The sequence below is a fragment of the Pseudoduganella sp. R-34 genome, from assembly GCF_049904655.1.
Classification (GTDB): Bacteria; Pseudomonadota; Gammaproteobacteria; order Burkholderiales; family Burkholderiaceae_D; genus Rugamonas.
In genome coordinates this window covers 5,114,993-5,140,337 of sequence record NZ_CP184572.1, presented here as the reverse complement: position 1 = coordinate 5,140,337, position 25,345 = coordinate 5,114,993, and the positions used below count along the sequence as shown (strand labels likewise).

Here is a 25,345-nt window from a genome sequence, read left to right as displayed (position 1 = left end):
TCTACATACAAAGGCGCCATCCCGGCGCCTTTGGTCCTTTTTACAATTGGTTTTCCAAAACTTTTGTGAGAAGGGCAGTCAATGAAAACAATCCTGAGAACCGGCATCTCCGTCGCCATGCTGTCCCTGCTGGCTGCTTGCGGTGGCGGCAACGAGACTGACAATCGTCCTAAACAGGTCTCGGCATCGGTGGACTTCGACAAGGATGGCGTTACTGGCTGGACCGGGAGTTCCTCCGACTATACGCCGGAGACTGCGCCGACCAATGTCGTCTTCGAGCAGCGCATGCTGCCAGCTCCGCTGACCGGCAAGGGTTACCTGGTTGGCGGCACCAATCGCAGCGACGACCTGTTTCTGTTTGTGAAGAAGCAGTTTTCGGGCCTGGCCAAGAACACCACCTACAACATCAACTTCTCGCTCAAATTTGCCAGCAATGCGCAGACAGGATGCATGGGCGTGGGCGGGGCGCCGGGCGAAGCGGTGTGGGTCTATGCGGGCGCCACGGCCATCGAGCCAAAGGCAGTCACGGTCAACAACGCGATCCGCATGAATATCAATCGCGGCAACCAGGCCGAAGGCGGCAAGGAGGCGCAAGTGATCGGCAATATCGCCAACGGCCAGGCTTGCGGCACCGCGGTGTCCTATGCCAGCAAGACGCTGAAGAACGACAAGGCGCAGAAGGTGACGACCGACGCGAATGGCGCGGTATGGATCCTCTTGGGCATCGATTCGGGCTTTGAGGCCTATTCGCAGGTGTTCCTGCAAAGTATCCAGCTCGACGCCATTCCGGCGACGCTGTAAGTGCAGCAGTGTTGACCTGCCAGCAAAAGTAACCTACTGTGTCGGCGGGGCGGAACCGTCAAGCCGGCATGTCCATGCTTCGTGCAGGGACAGCCTCTGCGGGGTTACCCCGCGGGATGTTTAATGTTCTGCATTTCGCCGCATGAGCCGCATTGCGCTTGCGCGCAAGAGCGCTCACGCATCACGAGACTCGTTGACGGCTCTCCGCTCCTTCAATTGTATGGATATCGAAAAACTCACTGCGCTGGCTCTGGCCGACACGATGCTGGCCACGGACGGCAGCCCGGAGAACCTGGTCGCCGCATGCACCCGTGTGTTCGCTGCGTCGCAGCCGTGGGCGCCCGGCATCTGCATGGCGCTCGCTATCCGAACCGGAGAGAACTTCCATTACTTCAGCCGGCACGAGCTGGCAGATATCCTGCTGGAGCTTCTTGGGCGCGGATGCGTGGACCTTGGTGAAGATGACGAGGCCGGAGACAGCGCACCGCCTTTCATCGAGCTGCCGGCCGTGCGGCGCTATTGCATTGACCAGCCGCGACGTCCCCCAAAGCCGGCGTGGCTCGCCGCACTCGCGCTACCGGAACTGCAAACGGTTGGCGAGCTGGCCGCCTTGCTGAATGAGCCCGTCGGCGCACTGCGCTGGTTTGCCGACCAGTGGCGCATCGCGCGCGACGAGCAATCGCGCCTGCAGCATTATCACTACCGTTGGGTGCCAAAGCGTAGTGGCGGCCAGCGGTTGATCGAAATTCCCAAAGAGCGGCTACGCCGCATCCAGCAGACAATCCTGCGCCGGATACTGGACCTGGTGCCGCCGCATCCATCGGCACATGGCTTCCGGCGCGGACGCTCCTGCGTCACGCACGCCGCCCGTCATGCAGGCCAGCATGCGGTCATCCGCATGGACCTGAAGGATTTCTTCCCGAGCATCCAGCACTCGCGCGTCCAGGCGCTGTTTGAAAAGCTGGGCTACCCGGAGAGCGTCGCCGGCACGCTCGCGCGCATCTGCGTCAACCGTGCGCCCCATGGCCTGTTCCGCGACAAGCAGGCAGGAGGCCCGCTGGCCTGGTCCGAGCGCCAGGCATTGAAATCGCCGCATTTGCCGCAGGGTTCGCCGTGCTCGCCGGCACTGGCAAACCTTTGCGCATACCGTCTCGACATTCGGCTTGAATCGCTGGCGCGGTCGATGGGAGCGTCGTATAGCCGCTACGCCGACGACCTTGCTTTTTCCGGTGGCGAGGAGTTCGCGCGGTCCGCAGAGCGTTTTCATATCCAGGCTGCTGCAATTGCATTGGAAGAGGGCTTTCGCGTGAACACCCGCAAAACGCGGTTGATGCGCGAAGGGACGCGGCAGCAGGTGACGGGCATCGTCATCAACGCACATCCGAACATTGCGCGCGACGAGTACGACAGGCTCAAGGCGGTGCTGACGAATTGCATGCGTCATGGTCCCGCATCGCAGAACCGGCAGAACCATCCCAACTTTCAGTCCTACCTGGCAGGCAGGATTTCTTATGTGGCGATGGTAAATTCTGATCGTGCAGCCAAGCTTCAGCGCCTATTTGAGAATATAGTTTGGCCAACTTGATTACAATGTCTGATTCTTTTTATCGGATTCGATGTAATTCATGCATATTTGGGTAGATGCGGACGCCTGTCCCGCAGTGATCAAGGACATTCTGTTCCGCGTGGCGGACCGCACGCAGATCGACGTCACGCTGGTGGCCAACCAGTTAATCCGCGTGCCGGGGTCCCGTTTTATCCGCGCATTGCAAGTGCCGGCAGGCGCGGATGCCGCCGATGCGGAGATCGTCGAACGCGTCAGCGCCGGCGATATCGTCGTCACTGCCGATATACCCCTGGCCGCCCAGGTGCTGGAGAAGGGCGGCCTCCCGCTCAATCCACGTGGCGAGTGGTACACCAAAGACACCATCGCGCAGCAATTGACGATGCGGGCATTCATGGAAGAACTGCGCGGCGCGGGCGTCGACACTGGCGGACCTTCGGCCTTCAGTCAAGGCGACCGCCAGAACTTTGCCAACTCGCTGGATCGAGAATTGGCGCGCAGAAGGCAAGGCCGACCTGCGTAAGTCCCGATCACGGTCAAAGTCCGGCTGGAGCTGCACTTGCTCGGCTCACTTTGCGTCGAGCCCTTTGTTAAGGACATCGGCAACGACAGTATTCAAGTCGAGCCCACGGTCGTTGGCCAGGTCGTGCAAACGCTTCACCAGGTCGCTATTCAGCTTGACCGCAAACGGTACCAGGCCAAGAGCCTGATCGCGTTTGCGCTGTTCGCGCTTGTCGACGGCAAGGCTGGCCGTGGTGCCGAACGAAGTCGCGCCCGGTGCGACCATCTTGCCCATCAGCTTTTTCGCGTCGTTCTTTGCCAAGTCTGTTTTCTTCACATTGCTCTCCAATTAAAAGGCGCAATTCTACGCGCTTGGCCAAGTGGCTCGTTAACGCATTCTCCGTGACATCATAAGATCCAAAGCTGGCCGAGATCTTGATCGCTCCTACTTGAGCGCGTGATTTCCCGGCGCGCGCTGCGCCACGACGCGTTCCACTTCATCGCAAATCTCCTGGGGGAATGGCCACTCATTGCATGGAATCGTATTTTCATCGAGGAAGTCCTGGGCGGCACGCAGGATAAATTCGGTCTCCGCTATCACCCGCTGCGAGTGCCAGCATACGATGTCGATTTCTGATTTGGCGCGTGCCAGGCTGTTCGCGACCGATAGTGCGGCGTCGAAATCCCTCGTCGCGCCAACTGCACTGCGCGCCGCAAGGGCCATTGCGTATTGTGCCGCACAAACCCATACGTGGGAGCGGGCGCCGCGTGACTTATCGAGGAAACCGCAGACGTCCTGCAATGAACTGCAGGCCTTCAGTTCTGGTACAAGTGTAGTTTGAGGTAGCTGTTTCATGTAAGTGGGCATGAGAAAGCGGGCCGGCACTCTCGTACCAGCCCGCGTCGAAGATTATTCCTTCTCAGTGGTTGCAGTCAGCTCGCCTGCCTTGATGGCGCTCATCAGACCAAGCAGGGTGCTGAAGGCGTTGTTGTCGCCGCCACCCATCTGGATCTGCGGCACCAGCGGAACCCTGGAGGCCTCGAACGCTTCGGCCAGGCGCAGCATCACGGTCTGCATCAGCTGCTTGTCGGCGCCTTCGCCTTGCATTGCCTCGGATTTGGCCTGGATCGCGGCGGCTTCCGCTTCACCCACCGAGCGGATTGCAGACGCGCGGCCCGAACCCTCCATCTCCTGCTTGAAGCGTTCAGCCTGCGCCAGCGCTTCGATCTCCTGGCGGCGCTTCTCGGCGGCCTTCACGTTCGCGGCGCCCTGGTTCTCCTTGATCGAGATGTCGACAAGCGAGCCGGTCAGCTCTTTCTGCTTGGCGGCGCGCTGTTCTGCTTCATTCAGCTCGCGTTCCTTGTCGGCGGCGATTTGTTTCTGCGCGAACGTTTCTACCTGTTCTCGGGCAATCTGGCGGTCGAGCAGCTGGGCCATGATGTTCTCGATCTTGTTGTCGCCTTGCTGCGGCTTCGGCGTGCCGATCAAGACCTCCTGGAACTCCAGCGAGTAGGCCTGGAAGCGCTGCTTCATATCTTCCGAAGCGTTGTGCTGCAATTCGCTGCGCGACTGGATCAGTTCAATGAAGGTCTTGGTCTGCGACACGTTCTTGAAGTAAGAGGATACCATTGGATCCAGCGTCTGCTCCACCAGTTGCGCCACGTTGCCGAAGCGCTGCACCACCATCGGCGCCTTGCGGTAGTCGATGTGCACCACCACCGACAGTGGAAGCTGCGGCTCGAAGGCATCCTTGGTGATCAAGGTAATTTCTCGCAGGTTCTTGTCGAAGCTGGAACCGCTTTCGCCCGACTTCCACATCAGCACAAAGTTGGGAATACGAATGCGTCACGGCGACGCATGTAGGCGCGCGTAAAGTCAGCGTCGCGGCGGGGCCGTGATGGACAAAGGGGCAGGGTGGTTGGCATAAGCCAGCGGGAGGAACTGCGGTTGCGCGTTGAGCGGTGGTGACACGAGGTCGAACACGATTTTTTGTTATTGCTCTTCAATGAGTGCGTGAAATCATTCTGGCACACCTTGATAAAACTCAAAGATGCTGCACTGCGATTAGATTAGAGCTTGCCCTCTAATTAATTTGAGGCGAAGGTTGTAACTGTCGAAATCAGTGTCGCGCCACAGCTCGTCTTGTCGCCCTCGTAGGCGACAGCTTTGCCGTTGACTAGATGGCCGCTGTTGCCGCTAACGATGACGCAGTTCTGGTGGCCAGTGATCGGGCATGTACATCGATCACCTACCAGGGCGACTGGCTTTCCGCTGACACGAAATTGCGGGGCACTTGTGGCGACCACCTTCCCGCCATGAGAGGTTGGATCGCCAACTCGGATGACGTTTTTCATTTCGCGGTGTTTGTACTTTTGGTTTTAGGCACTGTGGGGCGTTCTCGAATTGAACCGATCAGGCGGTCCCACAACGCAATAGCCTCCGCATCGCTGATGCTCGGCGTTTTGGCTCCTTGAGTGTCTCCATCAACGCCAGAATGTAGCGCCAGGTCCAGCACTGGCAACATCGGATTCATTGGTTCGCCGTGGCTGACGAATGCAAATTCATGTGACTGATGTTCGTCTTTCTGGGCGGGTTTCCACGCCGCGACCTCGAAGCCTGTCCAGCCTCCAATAGTTCGATTGCCGCGCCTGAAGAATTTGATCCTGGAATACCAATCTGCGCCGCCTCGCTTCTTGGCTTCTTGCTCGGCGCCTACAATGCGCCACTCCAGTCCATCAGACTCCACCAGATCGGATTTGGCGGTCATATCGATCGAAAAATGGACGTCATTCAGCCTGACGCCAAGTGTTACGCGCTCGGTGTTAAATTCATCGAGAGGAGCGATGAGGGCACCGTCGATGCACATTCCTGGAGAGGTAGGAATTTCGTCGTCAGCTCGTTGGTGGACCCTTCTGCTTATTGCGTTTAGATGAGCCAATAGTTCTTGGTAATCATCAGTCTTTTTATAAGCGAAACCCCACGCAAGGAACAAGTCGTGACCGATTGGGGTATAGGAACGAAGCTCGTACTCATCTTCATTTGATCCTCTCATCGCGAAGACAATCTTTTGGCCTGGAACTGCCCCATCGATGATCTTACCGAGCATTGGCCCGGCATCACCCAACACTGTACTCGTGAGTTTCTTCTTCTCGGATGTTTCCGCTTGATCTGCTTTTAAAATTGAGTCGAGCTTTGCAACGCCAGAAGGAATAACGGCGATGTCAGCGCCGAGGTAGGCCGGGCCATATACCACCTCCGCTTGGGCTGGAACATCAATGAGAAAGCGCCCGATGCAATAGGTCTTTGTCTTTTCGAACCATCTTGAGATTTGATCATGTTTGGTTTTCATTTTAACTCCGGAGGTTTTATCGGCACCGGTTGCCTGAATAGGGGCTGCAGCCAGAATCCCGATCAGTGCGCTCAGAATCACGTCAGAAAATTTATGAGACATCGTTCCACCTCATCGTTTGAATGATCTTCACAAGCGAGTACAAAGTAGATCGAAGCGCAGCTTCATCCTTATAGCTATCTTGATGTTCATACCCGGATTGTCGAAATATCCCTTTCACCTTGCCGCTCTGGCGTTGATGATCTGAAGACCGCAGTGGCACTGTTTGATCACCGGCTCCTACGGACGGGCCTAGAGAGATTTTTATCGAACGTTTGTCTTGCGCGGTCTGGACCTTGAATTTGCCTTGCTGATTGTCTTCAGTAATGGCGAGATTTTCCCAGCCAAGATAAAGCTGGCCTTCCCCCACATTCCATCCGATGGTTTCCCATGAGTTGCGGTCGACGTCAGATCCATAGTGTGCGTAGGTATTGGGGTGGAAAAAATCCGCGATCATTTCGTGGAATCTTTGTGCAAGCCCTAGATACCGAAATGTCCTGCTTATGCTGACACCTTGTATTTTTGCTGGATTGAGCCATTCCTCCCGAATGAGTCGGTACCACTCGGTGCGCAATTTATATATTTCGTTGTAAGGGTTTCCATAGGTAGGTAGGCGCCTTATCAAGTTATTCCCCTGACGTATTTCTAACCAGCTATTTCCATATGCTGCACTCGGCAAGAGCTGCAATCCTCCCTGTGAGTTGCCAAGGACTGCAGTGACCTCTGGTCCAAAGTTACCAAGGACTTTTGGGGCAGGGGCCCATCCGACCAGGCCCTCTTCAAAGCCACAACGCATTCGCCGGTAAGCGGCAGGTGCGCCACGGGAAGGCATCACCCCATGCACGATGCCCTGGATTTTTTCCATGGCACCTCCAATTTCGGGATGCACCAAAGCACGCGCGACCAGTCCTCCCATGGAGTGTGTGACGACAATGACTTTCTCGCAGTGGAAGCCATTAGAGGAATATTCGGCAATCAGTGCATTTATGCGTGCAGCGATTTTCGTGGCAGAGATCGCGTTAGATTCTAGCCAGTTGTACCCCATTGCATGAACAGGGAACCAGGCCGACGAGAGAGCGTCTTTGATATCGCTCATGCTTAGCGGAGGGATAACAGGTGTATCGGTGGCTTGCCAATTCCGAGGAGATTGGGTAGCGATGTCTTTCCAGGCATCGTCGATGTCTGGAGCGTTCAACTTCGATTCACACTGTTCCAGAAGAATGCGATAGCTTGAATATAGAATTTCCTGCCATCCGCGACGCTTTGCTTTGTCCCTCTTTGATCTCCTTGGTATGACTGTAGCTGGATCATCAGTAAGAAGAGGGGAGTTCGGCGTAAAGGGAAGGTCAACATCAAGTCGGCCAATGGCATGCCTGTCATCGGACGTTTCCTTTCGCGTGCCCGTTGGGCTTCGGCCATTGTCATATGTATCAACCTCTGTCGCATCTGGATCCAGCGCTAGTTGGCGATACGCCGGCGTTACCGACATAAAATCAAGTGCCTCGCCTTTCCTGTCCGGCCGCCATGCGATGTTGTTCTTTTTCTTGAGCGTCCACTGCCTCGGCTGCGACATGCGCAGGTTTGATCCCATGATCCCAGGTAGAAAGACGATGGGTATGACCTTCTTGGGCGGAACAACGAAACGCTGTGGGCGTTTGTCCTCCTTGGGAGTGCAAAAGCCTTCGGACTTGGTGCCGCCGGTTTCGGGGCGAATGGGCAGTTGGATTGACATACTTCACCTAGTCGAGAAGTTCGATCGAGTACTTCGCGAACGCGGTCTTCGTGGAGAACCGTTCCGTTAACCCACTAGCGTCAGTCCTTCCTTCAATTACCTTGCCGTCTTCGAGCTCGATTCGGTACCGCCTTTCCGCGAGTGGGCGGGCAGATCGGAGGTCGGTAATCACAACTTGCTGGTCGTGCTCGGACTCGGCAGAGGGGACCTGCATGCTCTCGGGACTTCCATCGCCGCCGTTGAGGTGTTCGAATTTCGAGGACTTGATCGTATGCGCGCCGGTACTTTGCTGGATAATCTTCCCGCCATCGCAATCGATCTGGGTTCCCTGAGCGACCATCTTGATCTTCGGAGAGTGCAATTCAATTCCATCATTTGCGACCAGCTTGATGGCCTTGGAAGATGCGATCACGATGCTGCCATCGTGCGATTCGATTTTTATGTCGCCGCTTGCTGCGATCAGCTTCATTCCGAGTTTGCATGCCAGCACATTGATCCCCTTGGCGGCCCTGGCAAAGAGGCTTCCACCAGCACCAATGTTGGTGTTTCCGACGCTGTTGGCAAACAGGTCGGTTTGAGCAGCGAGTGCTATTGCTTCCGAGCTGCCGGCGATGATTCCCTCTGCACCGGATATCGCCACCAGCGGCGCGCCTCCGTTCGCTTTCCAACTCTCCAGCTTGTCGGTTAAGGCATTGAGCGAGGCGTTATCGCCGTGATCTTCAGAATGTGCGTCAGCAACCAATGTAAGGTGAGACGAAACGTTCTTGGCAAGGATGGCTATTCCTTGAAGACGCTCTCTGTCCAGGAGTTCTTTTTTGGGACCAGTGAAGCAATTGGCGGCAATCAAAACCCCCGCTTCGCCCCGGATGGAAATAGCCTGTTCGCTCCTTAGTTCAGCGCCTTCGCCACGCGGGTCACCAGACCCGCCAGCCCTGTCGGACGTAAGGAAGCCCAGATTCAATTGGCTGCCGCCATGGTCGCTTGCCAGTTGCGCGCTGATTTCATTTGCGGTGTCATCGAAACGAAGCTGGCTCCCCCTGCTTCCGAAAATCTCGCGGCTGCGGATGCCAGACATGTATCGATTTGTCGGCAGGCCGTCTGCGCGACTCATGGCGGGCGGCAGCCCCCGTTGATTGAACAGCTGCCCAACTATGACCGGCTTATCCGGATCAGCGCCAATGAAAGCGACCAGTACTTCGGTGCCAACCCTGGGAAGCCCTAGATAGCCGCATTGGAGTTGAGAACCTGGCCCGTTGCCAGCCCAACTGCTGGCGACGCGTACCCAGGCGGAGTCCATATCGGTCTCCGCAGCACCTGCACCTTGTGCATGCTGATGATCAGCAGTTCTCGTTGTGCGGAACCGTACCTTTACCCGGCCCAGTTCATCGCAATGGACCTCTTCGCCGTCTCGCCCGACGACAACGGCGCTCTGAATTGGTATGTTGGGGAGTTCAGTACGCGCGTCGTACGACGGAACGATAGGGATGCCGCGCCGGACTGCGTCGAAACTGACCCTGATGTGAGTGTTGGACTGTTCGTCGCCAGGGTCTTGGCAATTTACGCGTTGCATCCACTGGTTGCGAGAAAGCAGGCGTTGCATCCGCTCTGTCAACCCTTGCGACAGGTTGTTCGAAATTGCGAGATGTAAGGACGTAATCACAAATTCGCAATCAGGACCGGAGTGCGCATCTATCTCAGGATGCCCTTCCAAGGCAAAGTATTCGCCCGCGCAAAGGTCGCGGACGCTGCCTGCACCGCGGAAGCATTTGGATTCATAATCGTGGCGGTCGATTGCCAACTGGCCTAGCTGGCAGAGGTCGTCGTAATCGCTACCCGCATGCGGTGACAGCACCTGATAGTCGTCCAGCGTAGCGGACAATTCGTACGCTGTCTCCCCATGCTTCATGTTGCTGTCGGCTGTGGCCGTCTGATAATCCGCATTACCAGGCTGCTTATAGTCCCAACTGTAGCGCGTGACTTTGGATGGTTGCAGGGTGCGGCTTGCGCACCAAGACGTGATCGTGTCGCGATCTTCGGTTGCGGCATCGCGGTGATAGCGAACGACGCCGGCGCTATTCGGCTGGAGGCCGTTAGAGTCATTGAATAACACCATCGTATGGGACGGATGGTTTCCTTGGTCCGGACGGAAGAACCATGCCACACCGCGCCGCTTGAGCATGCGCCGTATGAACGCGGCATCCGACTCGTTGTATTGCATGGTGAATTCACGCTGCGGGTAATTGGCATTCGCGAGAATTTCGTCCAGTTCATACCTGAAGCAGGTGCCTATGATTGGATTGGTATGGATCCATTCGTCGAGAATGTGCTGCACGATTTCCACTTCGTTCTTGTTGCGGAACACGCGGGTGTTGGTGCGTTTTTCCATGATGGATAACGCATCGCGCAGCACAATCTGATAGCTGGCCAGTCCGCCGTCGCTGTCTCCGGCGCGCGCTTCCGTGACGATGCCGCAAATGCTGCGCAAGTCTCCACGATCGGTGACGATGTCTACCGCCACGGGTAGAGCGATCAGTTCTTTCAACGGGATATAGGCATCGAGGGAGACGCAGAAGATGCGGAATTCAAGGCCCCCGCAAATAGACTCGCTGCCGTCTATGCATTGCGGCAGCAGGACATCTTCCAGCATCTGCGTGCTGTGGGCCAGGCGTAGGCGAAGGGGGCGATCGTCTGAAAGCAGGTCTTTGTCTTGCCGGAAGAAGCTGAGCAGGGCGTTGTCCACTTTTTTGCTCCCATGGCTTGGTCAATGCGGTAGCTCATGTTTGCACGCGTAAAAGATGTCGACATTGATCTTCGGCAAAGTGCTAATTACTGACCCGCTGGTCAATTTTTTGATTTGTGTTAGAATGATCGTTCATTCTAAGTCTTTCGGGAAAAAAGATGAAAAACATGCAAAAGAATTTCATGCTGCTGGGTGCTGCTGCCGCAGTAGCCGCAATGGTCGCCGGCTGCGGCGGCAAACAGGCCGGTCCAGCCCAAGGGGGCGCCCAGCAGGCGCCGGAAGTCGCGGTCTTCACCGTGGCCCCGCAAGCGCTGGCCATGAGCACCGAGCTGCCGGGCCGCACCGCTGCCTACCAAGTCGCTGAGGTGCGTCCACAGGTGGGTGGCCTGATCCAGAAGCGCCTGTTCACTGAAGGCGCCGACGTCAAGGCCGGCGTCCAGCTTTACCAGATCGATGCCGCAACCTATGAAGCTGCCTTCAATTCCGCCAAGGCCAACCTGGCCAAGGCCAAAGCCAACCTGGCTGCCGCCACGCCGAAAGTCGCCCGTTATAAGGAGCTGGTGGCAATCGAAGGCGTGAGCCGCCAGGATTACGACGATGCCGTCGCCGCCCACGAACAGGCCAAGGCCGAAGTGGAGGCGGCACAAGCCGCCGTCGATTCGGCCCGCATCAACGTGGATTACACCAAGGTGGCATCGCCGATCTCCGGCCGCATCAGCCGCTCTAATGTGACGCCGGGGGCGCTGGTAACTGCCGGCCAGGCTACTGCGCTGACCACCGTGCAGCAATTGGACCCGATCTATGTTGACGTGACTCAGTCCAGTGAGGAACTGCTGCGCCTGAAGCGCGAAATGGATAGCGGCTCGCTCAAGAAAGGCGACGGCCAGGCGGCGGTGACGCTGCTGCTTGCAGATGGCAGCAAGTACGCGCTGCCGGGCAAGCTGCAGTTTTCCGACGTCAGTGTTGATCCGGGCACCGGCAACGTGACCCTGCGCGCATTGTTCCCTAATCCGAAGCATGACCTGCTGCCTGGCATGTTCGTGCGTGCCGTGCTGGAAACGGGCGTCAGCGAGCAAGCCATCGCCGTGCCGCAAATGGGCGTGACCCGCAACCCGAAAGGCGAAGCTACGGCCTTGGTACTGAACAAGGAAGGCAAGGTTGAACAGCGCGTGCTGCAAACCGGCGGCACCATCGGCGATAAATGGCTGGTGAAATCCGGCCTGGTTGCCGGCGATCGCGTCATCGTCGAAGGCCTGCAGAAAGTGAAGCCTGGTGGCGAGGCGCATGCGACGAGCGCCGTGGTGGCAAAGAACACCTCCGGTACCGCCACGACTGCGGCTGCCGACAAGCCTGCTGTCGCGGTGCGCTAAGCGGAGGTTTTCATCATGTCTCGTTTCTTTATCGACCGGCCCATTTTCGCCTGGGTGCTCGCCATCGTTGTGATGCTGGCGGGTGTGATGGCGATCAAGGGCCTGCCCATTGCGCAGTATCCAAGCATTGCGCCGCCATCGATCTCGATCACCGGTTCCTATCCGGGCGCATCGGCCAAGACGGTCGAAGATGCCGTGACCCAGGTCATCGAACAGAAGATGAAGGGTATCGACGGCTTGCGCTACATGTCGTCGAACAGCGATTCGACCGGCGGCATCAATATCACGCTGACCTTCAACAGCGGCACCAACCCGGACATCGCCCAGGTGCAGGTACAGAACAAGCTGCAGCTGGCTACGCCGCTGCTGCCTAGCGCTGTTACCCAGCAAGGCCTGGTGGTGTCGAAAGCAACCCGCAACTTCATGATGGTGCTCGGCTTCATTTCCGAAGACGGCAAAATGAAGAATTCCGATCTGGGCGACTACGTGGCTGCCAACGTGATCGATCCCCTGAGCCGAGTGCAGGGCGTGGGCGATGTGACACTGTTCGGCTCCCAGTACGCGATGCGCATCTGGCTGGACCCGCAAAAGCTGCAGGGCTTCCAGCTCACGCCTGCTGACGTGAGCGCGGCCATTCAGGCGCAAAACGCGGAAGTGTCCGCCGGTGAACTGGGCGGCGCGCCAGCCGTGCCGGACCAGCAGTTGAACGCCACGGTGACGGCCCAGAGCCGTTTGCAAACGCCGGAACAATTCGGCGCCATCCTGTTAAAGACCACGGCCAGCGGCGCCACCGTGCACCTGCGCGACGTGGCTCGCATTGAGCTGGGCAACGAAAACTACAACACCGTGGCGCGCTACAACGGCGCACCTGCGGTGGGCGTGGCGATCAAGCTGGCGACCGGCGCCAACGCGCTGGACACCGCCGATCTGGTGAAGAAGAAGATCGAAGTAATGGGCAAGCAGTTCCCGCAAGGGATGAAGGCCGTGGTGGCATTCGACACCACGCCTTTCGTCAAGCTGTCCATCGAAGAAGTGGTCAAGACCTTGGTGGAAGCGGTGATCCTGGTGTTCATCGTGATGTACCTGTTCCTGCAGAATTTCCGCGCCACCCTGATTCCTACGCTGGCCGTTCCGGTCGTGCTGCTGGGTACCTTCGCCGTGCTGTTCTCGCTGGGGTATTCGATCAACACGCTGACCATGTTCGCCATGGTGCTGGCCATCGGCCTGCTGGTGGACGACGCGATCGTGGTGGTGGAGAACGTCGAGCGCGTGATGACGGAGGAGGGCCTGTCGCCTAAAGAGGCGACCAGGAAATCGATGGGCCAGATCTCCGGCGCGCTGGTAGGTATTGCCATGGTGCTGTCCGCCGTGTTCGTGCCGATGGCCTTCTTCGGCGGTTCGACCGGCGTAATTTATCGCCAGTTCTCGGTGACCATCGTTTCCGCGATGGTGCTTTCGGTGCTGGTGGCCATGGTGTTCACGCCTGCGCTGTGCGCGACCTTCTTGAAACCTGGCGCACACGTGTCGGAAAAGGGCTTCTTCGGCTGGTTCAACCGCAGTTTCGACCGCAGCAGCACCAAGTACCAGGGCTGGGTCGGCAAGATGATCAACCGCAGCGGTCGTTCGCTGGTGGTGTATGGTGCGTTGCTGGCCGTGCTGGCGGTATCGTTCATGCGCTTGCCGACTTCCTTCCTGCCGGAAGAAGACCAGGGCATCCTGTTCTCGATGGTGCAGCTGCCAACCGGCGCCACCCAGCAACGCACCCTGAAAGTGCTGGAAAAGCTGGAGCACCATTTCATGGAGGATGAAAAGGCCTCCGTGGCATCCGTGTTCACCGTGGCAGGCTTCTCGTTTGCCGGTAACGGCCAGAACGCCGGCCTGGCCTTCGTGCGGCTGAAAGACTGGTCCGAGCGCAAGAGCCCGGACCTGAGCGTAAAAGCTGTGGCTGGCCGTGCCATGGGCGCCTTCTCGCAAATCCGCGAAGCCATGGTGTTTGCCTTTGCTCCGCCAGCCGTGATGGAACTGGGTAATGCCAGCGGCTTCGACCTGCAACTGCAGGACCAAGGGGGCCTTGGACACGAAGCATTGATGGCTGCGCGTAACCAGCTGCTCGGCATGGCCGCCAAGAACCCGCTGCTGATGGCGGTGCGTCCGAACGGCCAGGAAGATACGCCGCAATTCAAGCTCGATATCGACCAGCAGAAAGCTACCGCGCTGGGCCTGACCGTGGCCGACGTGAACAAGGTGCTGAGTGTAGGCTGGGGTTCGTCGTACGTGAACGACTTCGTCGACCGTGGCCGCGTCAAGCGCGTCTACCTGCAAGGCTCGCCGGAATCGCGCATGGCGCCGGAAGACCTGAACAAGTGGTTTGTGCGCAATGCGCAAGGCGAGATGGTGCCGTTCTCCGCCTTCGCCACCGGCCGCTGGATTTACGCTTCGCCGCGACTGGAACGTTATAACGGCGTCTCGTCGATGAACGTGCAGGGCATGCCGGCGCCAGGCGTCAGCTCCGGCGTGGCGATGGCTGAAATGGAAAAGCTGGTGGCGCAGCTGCCGGCCGGTATCGGCTTCGAGTGGACCGGCCTGTCGGTCGAAGAACGCGATTCCGGCTCGCAGACCACGGTGCTGTACACCATCTCCGTGCTGATCGTATTCCTGTGCCTGGCCGCGCTGTATGAAAGCTGGTCGGTGCCGTTCTCGGTGCTGCTGGTGGTGCCGCTGGGCGTGATCGGTACCGTGCTGGCGACCTGGGGCTTCCACCTGTCGAACGACGTGTACTTCCAGGTCGGCTTGCTGACCGTGGTCGGCCTGTCGGCGAAGAACGCGATCCTGATCGTGGAATTTGCCAAGGAACTGCAGGAAAAGGGCATCGAACTGCGTGAAGCCACGCTGCAGGCAGTCAAGCTGCGCCTGCGTCCGATCCTGATGACGTCCATCGCCTTCGGCCTTGGCGTGCTGCCGCTGGCCATTTCGAGCGGCGCCGGTTCCGGCAGCCAGAACGCGATCGGTGTGGGCGTGCTGGGCGGCATGCTGACGGCTACTTTCCTCGGCATCTTCTTCGTGCCGGTGTTCTTCGTGGTGGTGCGCGCATGGGTAAGCCGCAAGGCTTCCGCCGCACCGGCCACCCTCGCTTTGGAGGCGAACTGATATGAACAAGACCATTCTGACCCTCGCAGCGGCAGCCCTGCTGGCCGGCTGCAGCCTGGCGCCGACTTACCAACGCCCGGACTCGCCGGTAGCTGCGGCCTGGCCGCAGGGCGAGGCCTACAAGCCTGCAAAGACAGCGGCCGATGCCAAGCCAGCCAGCGAAATCGCCTGGCAGGACTTCATCGGCGACCAGCAACTGCGCGAAGTCGTTGAGCTGGCGCTGAAGAACAACCGCGACCTGCGCGTGTCGGCGCTGAACATCGAGAAGGCGAGGGCGCAGTACGGCATCGACCGTTCCGCTCAACTGCCCAAGGTGAATGCGCAGGTAGGCCAGAGCGCCTCCCGTGCGCCGGGCGGCGACATCAACCGCCAATACACCGGCGGCCTGGCAATTCCAGCCTACGAGCTGGACCTGTTCGGCAAGCTGCGCAACACGTCGGAAGCTGGCCTGCAGGCCTACCTCGGCACGCAGGAAGCACAGCGCGCCCAGCGCCTTAGCCTGGTGGCCGAAGTGGCCACCACCTGGCTTGGCCTGGCTGCCGACAAGGAGCGCCTGCTGCTGGCGCAGGACACGCTGAAAAGCCAGCAGATTACTTATGAGCTGAGCAAACGCCGTTTCGAATCCGGCGCCACTTCGGGTCTCGACATGTACGAAGCACAAACCAGTGTCGAAGCCGCGCGCAACGACATGGCCCTGTATACCGCCCAGGTAGCGGCCGGCGAGAACGCGCTGGCCCTGCTGGTCGGTACCCAAGTGCCGGCAAGCCTGCTTCCGCAAGCTTTGCCGACTTCGGTGACCACGCTGGCCGAACTACCTGAAGGCGTGCCGTCCTCCGTGCTGCTGCAACGTCCGGACGTGCTGGAAGCGGAAGCCTCGCTGAAGGCAGCCAACGCCAATATCGGCGTGGCGCGTGCAGCCTTCTTCCCGAGCATTACGCTGACCGGGACGGCAGGCAGCGCAAGCAGCAGCCTGGGTAATTTGTTCAAGGCGGGTACCGGAGCCTGGACCTTCCTGCCGCAACTGACGCTGCCACTCTTTGACAGCGGCGCTAACAAGGCAAGGTTGGATATCGCCAAGGCGGACAACGGCATCGCCGTGGCGCGCTATGAAAAGGCCATCCAGTCGGCCTTCCGTGAAGTAGCCGACGCGCTGGCTCAGCGCGGCACGCTGGACGAGCGGGTGGAATCGCAGGCAGCGCTGACCGAAGCGGCAAGCCGCAGCTACAGCATCCATGAAGCGCGCTACCAGAAAGGAGCGGAGTCTTACCTGAATGCCCTGGTGTCGCAGCGTGCCTTGTACGCCGCGCAGCAAAGCCTGATCAGCGTGCGCCTGGCCAAAGCAACCAACCAGGTCACCCTGTACAAGGTGCTTGGAGGCTGGGCCTGATCAGCGCCTAGTCGATACCGGCCGGCGGCATCCACTCCATGATGTTGTAGTTGCCGTCCGCCGCCAGTATGTCGAAACCGCAGCGCAGCAGCAGGCGCTGCGCCGGGCTGCCAAGCACCAGGTTGAGCCGCACCGGCAGGCGCAGGCGCTCGCCCTGGGCCTGCAGGCTGCGCAGCAATCCAAGCCCGATGCCGCGGTTGCGGTATTCGGGCAGCAGGCAAATATCGAGGATGCGCAATTCGTCCGGGCCGTAATCGACGTACAGGCGCCCGATCGGGCGTTCGCGATCCATGATCAAGGCCAGGTCGGCATTGGGGTATTGGGTTTCATACCAGGTTTGCTGCGCCTTGAACTGCAAGCCTTGCAGCAGGGTTTCGGTGGCAAGGTCACAGGCCCCCATCCGAACTTCAGCGCTGCGCGTGCTGGAATAAAGCTGCTGCATGAAGGCCAGGTCGCCCGCTTCGGCGGGCCGCATCTCAATCGAGCGAGAGGTACGGGAAGGCATATCACTCTTTCCTTTAAGAATGAAGTAACTGCCTTTCCATCATAGCACGTTGTAATTTGACAAAGTTCATTCCCTTGGCCATTGTTACGCCTTATGACTGAAAAACGCCACATTGACCCAGAGCGCGCCGCCAACCGCCGCCGCCAGGTACTGGACGCCGCCGCCACCTGTTTCCGCCGCAGCGGATTCCACGGCGCGAGCATGTCCGAGATTTCCAAAGCGGCCGGCATGAGCGCCGGCCATATCTATAACTATTTCGCCAGCAAGGACGCCATCATTGCCGCCTTCGTTGAAGAAAACGAAACGCGCGTGATGGGCATCATCAGCGACATCGGCAGCCAGCCCGACCCGCTGCAAGCGATCATCGACGACGTCGACCAGAGCATTCGCGACAACCTCGACCCCGACTACTGGGCGCTGCCGCTGGAAATCGCCGCCGAAAGTGCGCGCAACCCCGCCATCGCCGCGTTGAGCCAGGGGGCGGACCGCCGCATGTGCGAGCGCTTCCTGGCCATGCTCAAAGCCGGCCGCGCAAAGCATGGCCTGGCTGCCGATGACGCCACCGTCGAAGGCCGCATGCAGGCCGTGATCTGCCTGTACCAAGGCTTGCAGCTACGCGTGCTGAATTATCCCGAGTTGCCGGTCCCCGAGCTGGTAGTATCGTTCCGCGTCGCCTTGCGCGCGCTCCTTTTCACCTGAGGATTCAAGCAATGGCCAATTACGTATTCCCGCCGCACCAGGTTGCGGCGCTTCATATCGCCGGTTCCGACGAGCGCTTCCCGGTACGCCGCGTCTACTGCGTGGGCCGCAATTACGCCGGCCACGCGCGCGAAATGGGCTCAGACCCGGACCGCGAACCGCCGTTCTTCTTCTGCAAACCCGGTGATGCTGCGGCCGTGGTGCCTGTGGCGCCGGGCACGGTAGTCGAATTGTCATACCCTCCGCAAACCAGCAATTACCACTACGAGTGCGAACTGGTGGTGGCCATCGGCGCCGGCGGCAGCGATATCTCCGTAGCCGACGCGCCAAAGCACATTTTCGGCTACGCCGTCGGCCTGGACATGACGCGCCGCGACCTGCAAGGAAAAATGAAAGATGCCGGCCGTCCGTGGGAGATAGGCAAAGCCTTCGACTATTCCGCGCCAGTGGGCGAATTGCGCCGCGCAACCGATGTGGCGGGCGTCGAAAGCGCCGCCATCGCGCTGGCGCTTGACGGCACGGTCAAGCAGTCCAGCAGCACCGACCACATGATCTGGTCGGTACCTGAAACCATCGCCAACCTCTCCACGCTATTCCGCCTCGAACCCGGCGACCTGATTTTCACCGGCACCCCGGAAGGCGTCGGCGCCGTCACACGCGGCCAATCGCTGACAGGCAGCATCGAAGGCCTCTCCAGCCTGTCAGTAAAGTTCATCTAAGCCGAGAAACCTGAGCAGTCGGGGTCAGACCCTCGCCGGATGGCCGTCCCGTCTGACCCCGGTTTACCGGTTTTGAATTTCGCGGCCAATCGCCCGCAACCCCTCCAACGCCCCCGCCGCGATCCCCACATCCGCCGCGCCACTCACCGCAAACTCGCGCGGATTGATCCGCACCATCCGCCCGCCACGCTGCACCACGCCATGGCCAAAATGCCGCACCGAAGGGATCGCCGTTCCCGCCCCCAACTCAATGACCAAGGGCCGCCGCACCTTCTCCAACCAAGCCTCCAGCCGCGCCGCCTGCATCCCGCTACGCCGCTCGACCCAGCCCCAATCGCCAAACATCAGGATATTCGGCCGCGCCAACCCGCCGCAATCCGGGCAGCGAGGCGCCTCATTGCGCAGCCGGCAGGCATCGGCATCCACATCCGGCACGAAATCGTCCGCCGGCCAGATCTCGCTGCAGCAAGGCTCCAGGCATTGCAAATGATGGATCGACCCATGGCACTCATAAATGGTGCGCGGATCAAACCCGGCCTTCTGGAACTGGCCATCCACATTGCTGGTGAAGACAAAGCTGCCATGTTCCATCGCCTCACCCCAAGCCTTCAGCAGCGCGAACCCTTCATGCGGCGCCGTCTCACGATAAAGCTTCAGGCGATGGCCGTAAAAGCCCCAGGCCAAGGCCGGGTCGTCACGGAAAGTGCGCGGCGACGCCACGCTGGTAAATTCCATTCGCGCCAGACCCAGGGCAGGGTAGGCCTTCCAGAATCCCTCATTGCCACGAAAATCCGGCAAACCCGAGTCCACGCCAATACCGGCGCCGGCAGCAATGACCAGTCCATCGGCTTGCGCAATGAGTTCGGCCGCTCGCGCAGCCAGCTGTCTTTCGATCGTCATTCGTATAGTTTGAGGTAACTTTGACAAAACCACAAATTGCTCTGATATAATCCGTGGCTCGAGTCGGGGCGTAGCGCAGCCTGGTAGCGTACCTGCATGGGGTGCAGGGGGTCGGAAGTTCGAATCTTCTCGCCCCGACCAACAGAATCAATGACTTAGGCCAACCATCGCGGTTGGCCTTTTTCGTATCCGCGATGTCCTTACGGCCCTTCAACTTTGGCCTCGCCCCCTTTTTGGCATCGTAGCTGACTCTCACGCGCTAGCGGAGCGCGACATCCCGTAACTCTTTTTAGGGATGCGGAAACAGGTTCGTTTTGTGAAAATTGGCCCGATTGCTCGTGCAAATAACCTCCGGGCATTCGAAACCGAAACGAAACCATGGGAGCATGATGAGTAAAACCCTCAAGAAAACATTCGCCAATCACGGCGTTGCCTGGGAAGGCATCTACGGCTACAGCCAGGCCGTCAAAGTAAAGGACGTGATATATGTGTCCGGCCAACTCGGTCATGACAGCCAGGGCGTTCTGGTTGCACCCGCAACGCTTGATTCCAGCGGAAGGCCGACCGATTTCTCAGGTATGGAGCAACAGATGCGGCAGACCTACTTGAACGCAATCGCCCTGTTGGCTGAATTCGGCGCTACGCTGGACAATGTTGTTGAAGAGACGCTCTATGTTCTGGATGTAGATGCTGCGTTCGCAGTGGCGGGAAAGGTGCGGAAAGAGATGTATGGCATCGATCTTCCGCAATGCGCGAGCAATCTCATTGGCGTCAGCCGCCTTGCGTTTCCACCGCAACTAATTGAGATAACTTTCCGTGCCGTTCTGCCAGATGGCGCCGACGAGTAAGCAACGCAATTCAATCGGTCGCGTCTCTGTTGCCGAAATCCCTGCCTGGCAGCTGCGGCGTGGCCGGACGGTTCGCGTCACGGTCCGTATTTGGCGATGCGTACGCCCATTTCTCGTAGCCGCAGCAAGACCGCTTGCGCCAGCTCCTCGTCATTGATCGGCAAGTCGAACTCGCGGCCTTCTTCGTTCACGTAGCACAGCATCTCGGAATAGGGCGTCACCTCGATGTAGTAGCTATCGAGCGTCTGGCCGCGACCAAAGAGAAATTCCGTTACTCGCTCATTCAATTCCATTTCATTCATCGCTTGTTTCCAACTTTAGGAACAGGGTCTTTATAGAAGCCCGGATAGTACACCGTATTGTCCGCATCGCCCGGCCCCCAGAATATCCTGGTCGGGACGGGGCGGGCATCGGGATTGACCTGGAGCTCTTTAAAATAGCGGCCGTTGATCATGTCCATGTCCGCCGGCGACGGCCACTTTTGCGTGCTGATCTCGTTAGGGTGCACGTGGCCGATCAAACGTCCATTCTTTGGCACCGGGCTGCTCCACGCATCGCCGCTATAGAGGGTCTTCACAAGTTTGCCGTTTATGCGTTCGCTCACCAGCGCAAATTCAACTTTGCGGCCGCCCAGCGTACCGAGTTCGTACACGTCGCCAAAACGAATGGTTTTATCCGTGACGATTACTCCGTGTTCGCCAGGCAGGTGGCCGGTCGCCTTCAATTCTGCCATGGTGGTGTGGGTGCCGAGACCTTCGCTCTTGGGGAACTTGCCGCCGCTGGTCTTGCCGCCCGCCTGGTTAAGAAGTTCGGAGCTCGGCGGCGCTTTTGGCGAAGTAAATTTGCCACCAGCCCAGGTAGCGCCTTTGGCACCGAAGATTCCACCCAACACGCTGCCGGCCAGCATCGACCACTTTTGACCGTCCGAGCCTTCGCCGAAGATTTTCCCGCCCAGCCAACCGCCGCCAAAACCGCCGGCAAGTCCGCCAACCAGGCCGCCAGCTGCCAGCAATGGCCCGCCCAATACCACCGCAGCCCCCGCGCCAACGACGAACAGCCCGACGTGCACCCAGGTCGGCACCAGGTCTTCTGCATGCATTTCGTCGGTCTGCACCGTCTCGCCGCCGATATTGACGTTCTTCGAACCCTCGGTGATTTCGGCACTGCAGCTGGTTTTGTCGGACTCCCGCGCGGCGGGCATGCCGTTGATGAAAACCGTTCCGCTGCCGGTGGCAATGACTTCGTTATCGGTGTGTTTTTCGCACTTGGCGTAGTCAAGGTGGGCGCGGGCGGCTGGTCGCCGGTTGGTGAAAACATTGGCGGAGCCTGCGCGCATGATTTTGCCGACCACTTCTTTGGGCGCCCAGCTCATTGTGCTCATCATCTCGCCCACGCCAGCGCCTGCGGCGGCCATTCCGCCCACAACGGCGGCAGCAGCTAAACCGCCGGTGCCGACGATGGCGACTGCTGCCACGGCAATTGCAGCACCTGCCAGCAAGCCTGTCAGCAGCCAGCTCATTGTGGGACTGTGCCCAATGGGATCGTACAAACGAGCGGCTTGTGCCATATCCAACGTAAGCTGTGAAAAGCCGGCAACATTATCAAAAAAATATTGCGAGTGCCGCACAGTTGGGATGAGGCTCAAATATGGTACGGACATCGGTACAACGTATACTTGTTGTACCGATTTAAGTACAATGTTTTCGGGCCGGCAGGTTGCCGGAAATCGAGATTTTTATTTACCAGGAGAGGCTTGACGCTTAAGAGCCGTCGAGCGAGAAGGGTGAAATGGCATGAACATCTTAACTTTTAGCGAAGCGCGAGCCGGGCTGAAAGCTGTGATGGATGATGTATGCAATGACCACAGCCCAACGGTTATCACCCGTCAAAACGGTGAGCCGGTCGTGATGCTGTCTTTGGCGGACTTTAATAGCATCGAGGAGACGCTGTACCTCCTTCGGTCTCCGAAGAACGCCAGCCGGTTATTGGAATCATTCGAACAGTTGAAGTCCGGTAAGGTGCGAAAACGGGAGCTTATCCGGAATGAAGGACAAAAAGGCAAGTAACAAAGATCAAGCCAAGAAATCCGCAGTCGCATTTACCGAACACGCCTGGGATGACTACCTCCACTGGCAACAGGAGAACCCTAAGCTGGCGGTAAAGATCAACACTCTTATTGATGCCTGCATTTCTGACCCATTCGAGGGAATTGGCAAGCCCGAACCGCTGAAGGGGAACCTGACGGGATTATGGTCGCGCCGAATTGACCGTGAACACCGTCTGGTATATGCAGTCGAAGGCACCAGTGTGTACATTGTCGCGTGCCGTTACCATTACTAGGCTTTGCTAAGCTGAGGGAAATGGCATGGGTATCCGAACACGAACTGACGTTTAATTCGCCTGTAGCGGCAACAAGAGGGTGAAGGTCGTGCCCGCGGCTCTCGAGTCCCACACTACGCTGCCATTCAATGCTGCTGCGCGGCGTTGCTGGTTTTGCAGGCCGCGCCCCGAGCCGCTGGCAAGTGCGGCGGCAAGGTCGAAGCCTGCGCCATTGTCGGCAATTGAAATTTGGATGCCTTCCTCATGCGCACTGGTCGCTACGCGGATTTCGGTCGCCCGTGTGTGGCGCAGGATGTTGGCTATGCTTTCCTGCACAATGCGCAGGATGTGCAGGGCGCTTGATGGCGTCAGCCACTCCAAAGTCGGCACCTCCCGTACTTCCCAAATCAGGCGCACGCCCGAGCCTTCAAGGCGCGGTTCAAGGCGGAAGCGCAGGGTGGCCAGCAACAACAGCAAGTCTGCATCGACCGGTTCCATCGAGTCGATGGTGAGTTTGAGATCGTCCAGGCAATCCTTCAGGATCTGTGCGACGCGGTCGCCGCTGATCTTGCCATGTTCGACGGAACGGATGGCGCCGATCAGCGATGAACCGAGGCCGTCGTGCATGTCCTGCATCAGGCGCTGGCGTTCGTCGCTGATGGTCTGGCGCAGTTCACTTTCGCGCAGCCGGCGATGGCTCGCTTCCAGTTCCGCTTCGCGTGCTTTCAGGCGCTCGGCCAGACGCACGTTTGCTTGTTCCACTTCGGCGATGGCCGATACGTAGCGCCGGTACAGCAGCACGCCGAACGTAGCGAAACAGACCGCCGGCATGTAGGCGCCCATGTAGAAGCCTTCCACGCTGATGAAGTTATTTTGCAGCAGCCAGTCGGTCATCCCCATGCCGATGCACAGCAGCAGGCCAACCACGACCAGCCGGCCTTCGCTGGAGTGCTTCCACGAGAGGAAGCCGGCGACAAAGCTGGCGATAAGGCACATCAGGGCTGCTACCGGATAGATCATCGGCGTGACGGTCGGCATATTCGGCAGCACTGCCAGCACCGGCGTGGTGAGCACGCCGATCAACGCGGTGATGCCAACCAGGCTGCGGGTCAGCCATTTCAGCGGCCGGTGGTGTAATTGGCGCAGGAAGAAATGCACCGCCAGCACGAGCCAGAACAGGGAATTGACGGTCAGCCAGGCGAACCAGTTGTTGGCGATGGGCAGGGACACATAGAAATGCAGGCCGCGCAGGAAGCAGGTGGCGGAGAGGTTGAAGAACAGCAGGTAGGCGATGTCCTGCGGCCGGCGGAACCAGACGAACAGCGCGAACAGGCCAACCGCCATGAAGGCGGAACTCAATAATGCAGGCAGCTCTTTTTGTACCCATTCGCGAACCAGGAAGGCCGGTCGCAGCACATCTGCTGGCCCGAGCCAGAGCGAAGAGAGGGCAACTTGCGAACGCGGCGTGTGTTCGAGCCGCAGTAGGATTTCCTTTACCGGCGCCTGGCCGGGTTCCAGCGTAATCCAGAGCGGGGTGCGAGTGCTGTTGTACAGCGGACCGTTCTGCTGCGAGCGATGAGCGAGGCGGCCATTGATGTAGACAGCCACCGTGCCGTCGGTCTTGATACGGGCGCCGTAGATAGCGAGGGCCTCCGCTCCTTGCTGCGGCCCTGTCACGTCGACCCTGATCCAACTGACCCTCACATGCTGCGCCTGTTCGTCTGCGCGGCCGGATGCGGCTTGGCGCAGCAGTGCAATGCGGGGGCGGAAAGGCAGTTCTACGCTTTGCCATTCTCCAGCCAGGAATGCGCTCGTTACGGACTGCGGTGGAGTGGTGAAGGCTTCTGCCTCTTGCTGCAGCCAGCTGGCGCGGGTGAGGTGGATGCGTGTATCGCCAGCATGGCCGCCGCCCAGGTAGAGCAGGGCGGCAGCAACCAGCACGGCGCAGGACAGGATTGCCAGCAGGCCGCCGGCAAGGCGTGCGGTTCGGGTGTTCATCAGACCAGGCCCTGGTTGCGGGCCTCGTAGATTGCTTCGGCCTTGGAGGTTACCTTGAGTTTGCTGTAGATGCGACGCACGAAGGTGCGCACGGTGAAGTGCGAGAGCTGCATCAGGCCTGCAATTTCCGGTACGGTGAAGCCTTTGGTGATGTAGTCCAGGACTTCCTTTTCGCGCTGCGAGAGCTGCGATGCGCCGTCATCCGCCGTGGCTGCGGTAGCGGGGGCCGGGCTGCGGAAGCGCGCCAGCACCTGGCGGGCGATGATGGGGCTGATTGGGCTGCCGCCACTGGCCAGGCTGCGGATTTCGTCGCCCATGCGCGACGGCGAGCTGTCTTTCAGCAGGTAGCCCGCGGCCCCGGCTTCGATCGAGCGCATGACATGGGTCTCATCGCCGAAATTGGTACTCACCATGATGTTGCAGCCGGGCCAGCGCTGGGCTGCGGCGCGGATCACGGCAATCCCTGAACCATCCGGCAGGCCAAGGTCGACCAGCAGCACGTCGGCGGCAGGTCCGGCCAGCATGGCCAGGCCGTCTGCGAGGGTGGCGGCATGGCCGGCCAGGCGCATGTCGGGGGCGTCCTGCACCACCTGGCGCAGCGCACTGCTGAAATCAGGGTCGTCTTCGACGATGGCGACGGCGATGGGCGTTTCCATGAGTTCAATCTCGGTCATTCGGGCATTTTACGGCGCTGCGGCGTTACCCGGCGTGTAGTGCATTTGTGCT

The 25,345-nt window shown here is 59.2% G+C and carries 24 protein-coding genes and 1 tRNA gene; 12 read left to right on the top strand and 13 right to left on the bottom strand.

Going from position 1 to position 25,345, the window contains the following annotated elements:
• The first annotated feature begins 81 nt into the window (after nt 1–81).
• The 3 genes from ACN9MW_RS23595 (at nt 82) to ACN9MW_RS23585 (ending at nt 2,888) form a co-directional block, all read left to right on the top strand.
• Complete coding sequence (locus tag ACN9MW_RS23595; protein WP_426163286.1) at nt 82–801, top strand: hypothetical protein; 720 nt, start codon at nt 82–84, stop codon at nt 799–801.
• Between the two features lie 220 nt (nt 802–1,021).
• Nucleotides 1,022–2,386: a reverse transcriptase family protein gene (locus tag ACN9MW_RS23590; protein WP_426163283.1), complete on the top strand. Its 1,365-nt coding sequence runs from the start codon at nt 1,022–1,024 to the stop codon at nt 2,384–2,386.
• A 40-nt stretch (nt 2,387–2,426) separates the two neighbouring features.
• On the top strand, nt 2,427–2,888 hold the full coding sequence (locus ACN9MW_RS23585; protein WP_426163281.1) for a YaiI/YqxD family protein: 462 nt from the start codon (nt 2,427–2,429) through the stop codon (nt 2,886–2,888).
• A gap of 45 nt (nt 2,889–2,933) precedes the next feature.
• On the opposite strand, the gene ACN9MW_RS23580 is transcribed toward ACN9MW_RS23585, so the two are convergent.
• The 7 genes from ACN9MW_RS23580 to ACN9MW_RS23550 form a co-directional block, all read right to left on the bottom strand.
• Nucleotides 2,934–3,203 (bottom strand): hypothetical protein, encoded by a 270-nt coding sequence (locus ACN9MW_RS23580; protein WP_426163279.1) that lies wholly within the window; start codon nt 3,201–3,203, stop codon nt 2,934–2,936.
• 108 nt (nt 3,204–3,311) lie between these two features.
• The gene (locus tag ACN9MW_RS23575) at nt 3,312–3,722 is read right to left on the bottom strand and encodes a hypothetical protein (RefSeq protein WP_426163276.1); all 411 of its coding nucleotides are present in this window, start codon (nt 3,720–3,722) and stop codon (nt 3,312–3,314) included.
• 54 nt (nt 3,723–3,776) lie between these two features.
• A complete protein-coding gene (locus tag ACN9MW_RS23570) occupies nt 3,777–4,685 on the bottom strand; it encodes an SPFH domain-containing protein (protein ID WP_426163274.1) in 909 nt (302 codons plus the stop codon).
• Nucleotides 4,686–4,954: 269 nt separating this feature from the next.
• A complete protein-coding gene (locus tag ACN9MW_RS23565) occupies nt 4,955–5,221 on the bottom strand; it encodes a PAAR domain-containing protein (protein WP_426163272.1) in 267 nt (88 codons plus the stop codon).
• A complete protein-coding gene (locus ACN9MW_RS23560; RefSeq protein ID WP_426163270.1) occupies nt 5,218–6,318 on the bottom strand; it encodes a T6SS immunity protein Tli4 family protein in 1,101 nt (366 codons plus the stop codon). Before ACN9MW_RS23560 ends, ACN9MW_RS23565 begins: the two co-directional genes overlap by 4 nt.
• Entirely contained in the window at nt 6,308–7,987 is a 1,680-nt protein-coding gene (locus tag ACN9MW_RS23555; RefSeq protein ID WP_426163268.1) for an esterase/lipase family protein, read from the bottom strand. The genes ACN9MW_RS23560 and ACN9MW_RS23555 overlap by 11 nt, the downstream gene beginning before the upstream one ends.
• Nucleotides 7,988–7,994: 7 nt before the next feature.
• Nucleotides 7,995–10,727, bottom strand: coding sequence for a type VI secretion system Vgr family protein (locus ACN9MW_RS23550; protein ID WP_426163266.1), 2,733 nt, complete (start codon nt 10,725–10,727; stop codon nt 7,995–7,997).
• Nucleotides 10,728–10,894: 167 nt separating this feature from the next.
• Between ACN9MW_RS23550 and ACN9MW_RS23545 the strand changes: the two genes are divergently transcribed.
• Genes ACN9MW_RS23545 through ACN9MW_RS23535 form a run of 3 tightly spaced genes read left to right on the top strand, consistent with a single transcriptional unit; the run spans nt 10,895 to nt 16,631 of the window.
• Nucleotides 10,895–12,097: an efflux RND transporter periplasmic adaptor subunit gene (locus ACN9MW_RS23545; protein WP_426172278.1), complete on the top strand. Its 1,203-nt coding sequence runs from the start codon at nt 10,895–10,897 to the stop codon at nt 12,095–12,097.
• 15 nt (nt 12,098–12,112) lie between these two features.
• Nucleotides 12,113–15,244, top strand: a complete 3,132-nt coding sequence (locus ACN9MW_RS23540) for an efflux RND transporter permease subunit (RefSeq protein WP_426163264.1) — start codon at nt 12,113–12,115, stop codon at nt 15,242–15,244.
• Nucleotide 15,245: 1 nt separating this feature from the next.
• Nucleotides 15,246–16,631 carry an efflux transporter outer membrane subunit gene (locus tag ACN9MW_RS23535; protein ID WP_426163262.1) on the top strand — a complete coding sequence of 462 codons (1,386 nt, stop codon included), beginning with the start codon at nt 15,246–15,248 and terminating at the stop codon, nt 16,629–16,631.
• 7 nt (nt 16,632–16,638) lie between these two features.
• On the opposite strand, the gene ACN9MW_RS23530 is transcribed toward ACN9MW_RS23535, so the two are convergent.
• The gene (locus ACN9MW_RS23530; RefSeq protein ID WP_426163260.1) at nt 16,639–17,136 is read right to left on the bottom strand and encodes a GNAT family N-acetyltransferase; all 498 of its coding nucleotides are present in this window, start codon (nt 17,134–17,136) and stop codon (nt 16,639–16,641) included.
• Nucleotides 17,137–17,229: 93 nt separating this feature from the next.
• Between ACN9MW_RS23530 and ACN9MW_RS23525 the strand changes: the two genes are divergently transcribed.
• Nucleotides 17,230–17,835 carry a TetR/AcrR family transcriptional regulator gene (locus ACN9MW_RS23525; protein WP_426163258.1) on the top strand — a complete coding sequence of 202 codons (606 nt, stop codon included), beginning with the start codon at nt 17,230–17,232 and terminating at the stop codon, nt 17,833–17,835.
• A gap of 11 nt (nt 17,836–17,846) precedes the next feature.
• On the top strand, nt 17,847–18,554 hold the full coding sequence (locus tag ACN9MW_RS23520; protein WP_426163256.1) for a fumarylacetoacetate hydrolase family protein: 708 nt from the start codon (nt 17,847–17,849) through the stop codon (nt 18,552–18,554).
• Nucleotides 18,555–18,617: 63 nt separating this feature from the next.
• Here ACN9MW_RS23520 and ACN9MW_RS23515 read toward each other — a convergent pair whose 3' ends face one another.
• The gene (locus ACN9MW_RS23515; protein WP_426163254.1) at nt 18,618–19,454 is read right to left on the bottom strand and encodes an SIR2 family NAD-dependent protein deacylase; all 837 of its coding nucleotides are present in this window, start codon (nt 19,452–19,454) and stop codon (nt 18,618–18,620) included.
• Between the two features lie 64 nt (nt 19,455–19,518).
• Between ACN9MW_RS23515 and ACN9MW_RS23510 the strand changes: the two genes are divergently transcribed.
• Both ACN9MW_RS23510 and ACN9MW_RS23505 read left to right on the top strand, forming a co-directional pair.
• A tRNA-Pro gene (locus ACN9MW_RS23510) sits at nt 19,519–19,595 on the top strand.
• Between the two features lie 245 nt (nt 19,596–19,840).
• Nucleotides 19,841–20,302 (top strand): RidA family protein, encoded by a 462-nt coding sequence (locus tag ACN9MW_RS23505; RefSeq protein ID WP_426163252.1) that lies wholly within the window; start codon nt 19,841–19,843, stop codon nt 20,300–20,302.
• Between the two features lie 77 nt (nt 20,303–20,379).
• Here the strand turns inward: ACN9MW_RS23505 and ACN9MW_RS23500 are convergent, their stop codons facing one another.
• A complete protein-coding gene (locus tag ACN9MW_RS23500) occupies nt 20,380–20,604 on the bottom strand; it encodes a hypothetical protein (protein WP_426163250.1) in 225 nt (74 codons plus the stop codon).
• Nucleotides 20,601–21,947: a PAAR domain-containing protein gene (locus tag ACN9MW_RS23495; RefSeq protein WP_426163247.1), complete on the bottom strand. Its 1,347-nt coding sequence runs from the start codon at nt 21,945–21,947 to the stop codon at nt 20,601–20,603. Before ACN9MW_RS23495 ends, ACN9MW_RS23500 begins: the two co-directional genes overlap by 4 nt.
• A gap of 148 nt (nt 21,948–22,095) precedes the next feature.
• On the opposite strand from ACN9MW_RS23495, the gene ACN9MW_RS23490 reads away from it, so the two are divergent.
• Together ACN9MW_RS23490 and ACN9MW_RS23485 are read left to right on the top strand one after the other, a co-directional pair.
• Nucleotides 22,096–22,368 (top strand): type II toxin-antitoxin system Phd/YefM family antitoxin, encoded by a 273-nt coding sequence (locus ACN9MW_RS23490; protein WP_426163245.1) that lies wholly within the window; start codon nt 22,096–22,098, stop codon nt 22,366–22,368.
• Complete coding sequence (locus ACN9MW_RS23485) at nt 22,346–22,642, top strand: Txe/YoeB family addiction module toxin (protein WP_426163243.1); 297 nt, start codon at nt 22,346–22,348, stop codon at nt 22,640–22,642. The genes ACN9MW_RS23490 and ACN9MW_RS23485 overlap by 23 nt, the downstream gene beginning before the upstream one ends.
• 51 nt (nt 22,643–22,693) lie before the next feature.
• Here the strand turns inward: ACN9MW_RS23485 and ACN9MW_RS23480 are convergent, their stop codons facing one another.
• Both ACN9MW_RS23480 and ACN9MW_RS23475 read right to left on the bottom strand, forming a co-directional pair.
• Complete coding sequence (locus ACN9MW_RS23480) at nt 22,694–24,619, bottom strand: ATP-binding protein (protein WP_426163241.1); 1,926 nt, start codon at nt 24,617–24,619, stop codon at nt 22,694–22,696.
• Nucleotides 24,619–25,293: a response regulator transcription factor gene (locus ACN9MW_RS23475; protein WP_426163239.1), complete on the bottom strand. Its 675-nt coding sequence runs from the start codon at nt 25,291–25,293 to the stop codon at nt 24,619–24,621. Before ACN9MW_RS23475 ends, ACN9MW_RS23480 begins: the two co-directional genes overlap by 1 nt.
• Nucleotides 25,294–25,345: the final 52 nt, after the last annotated feature.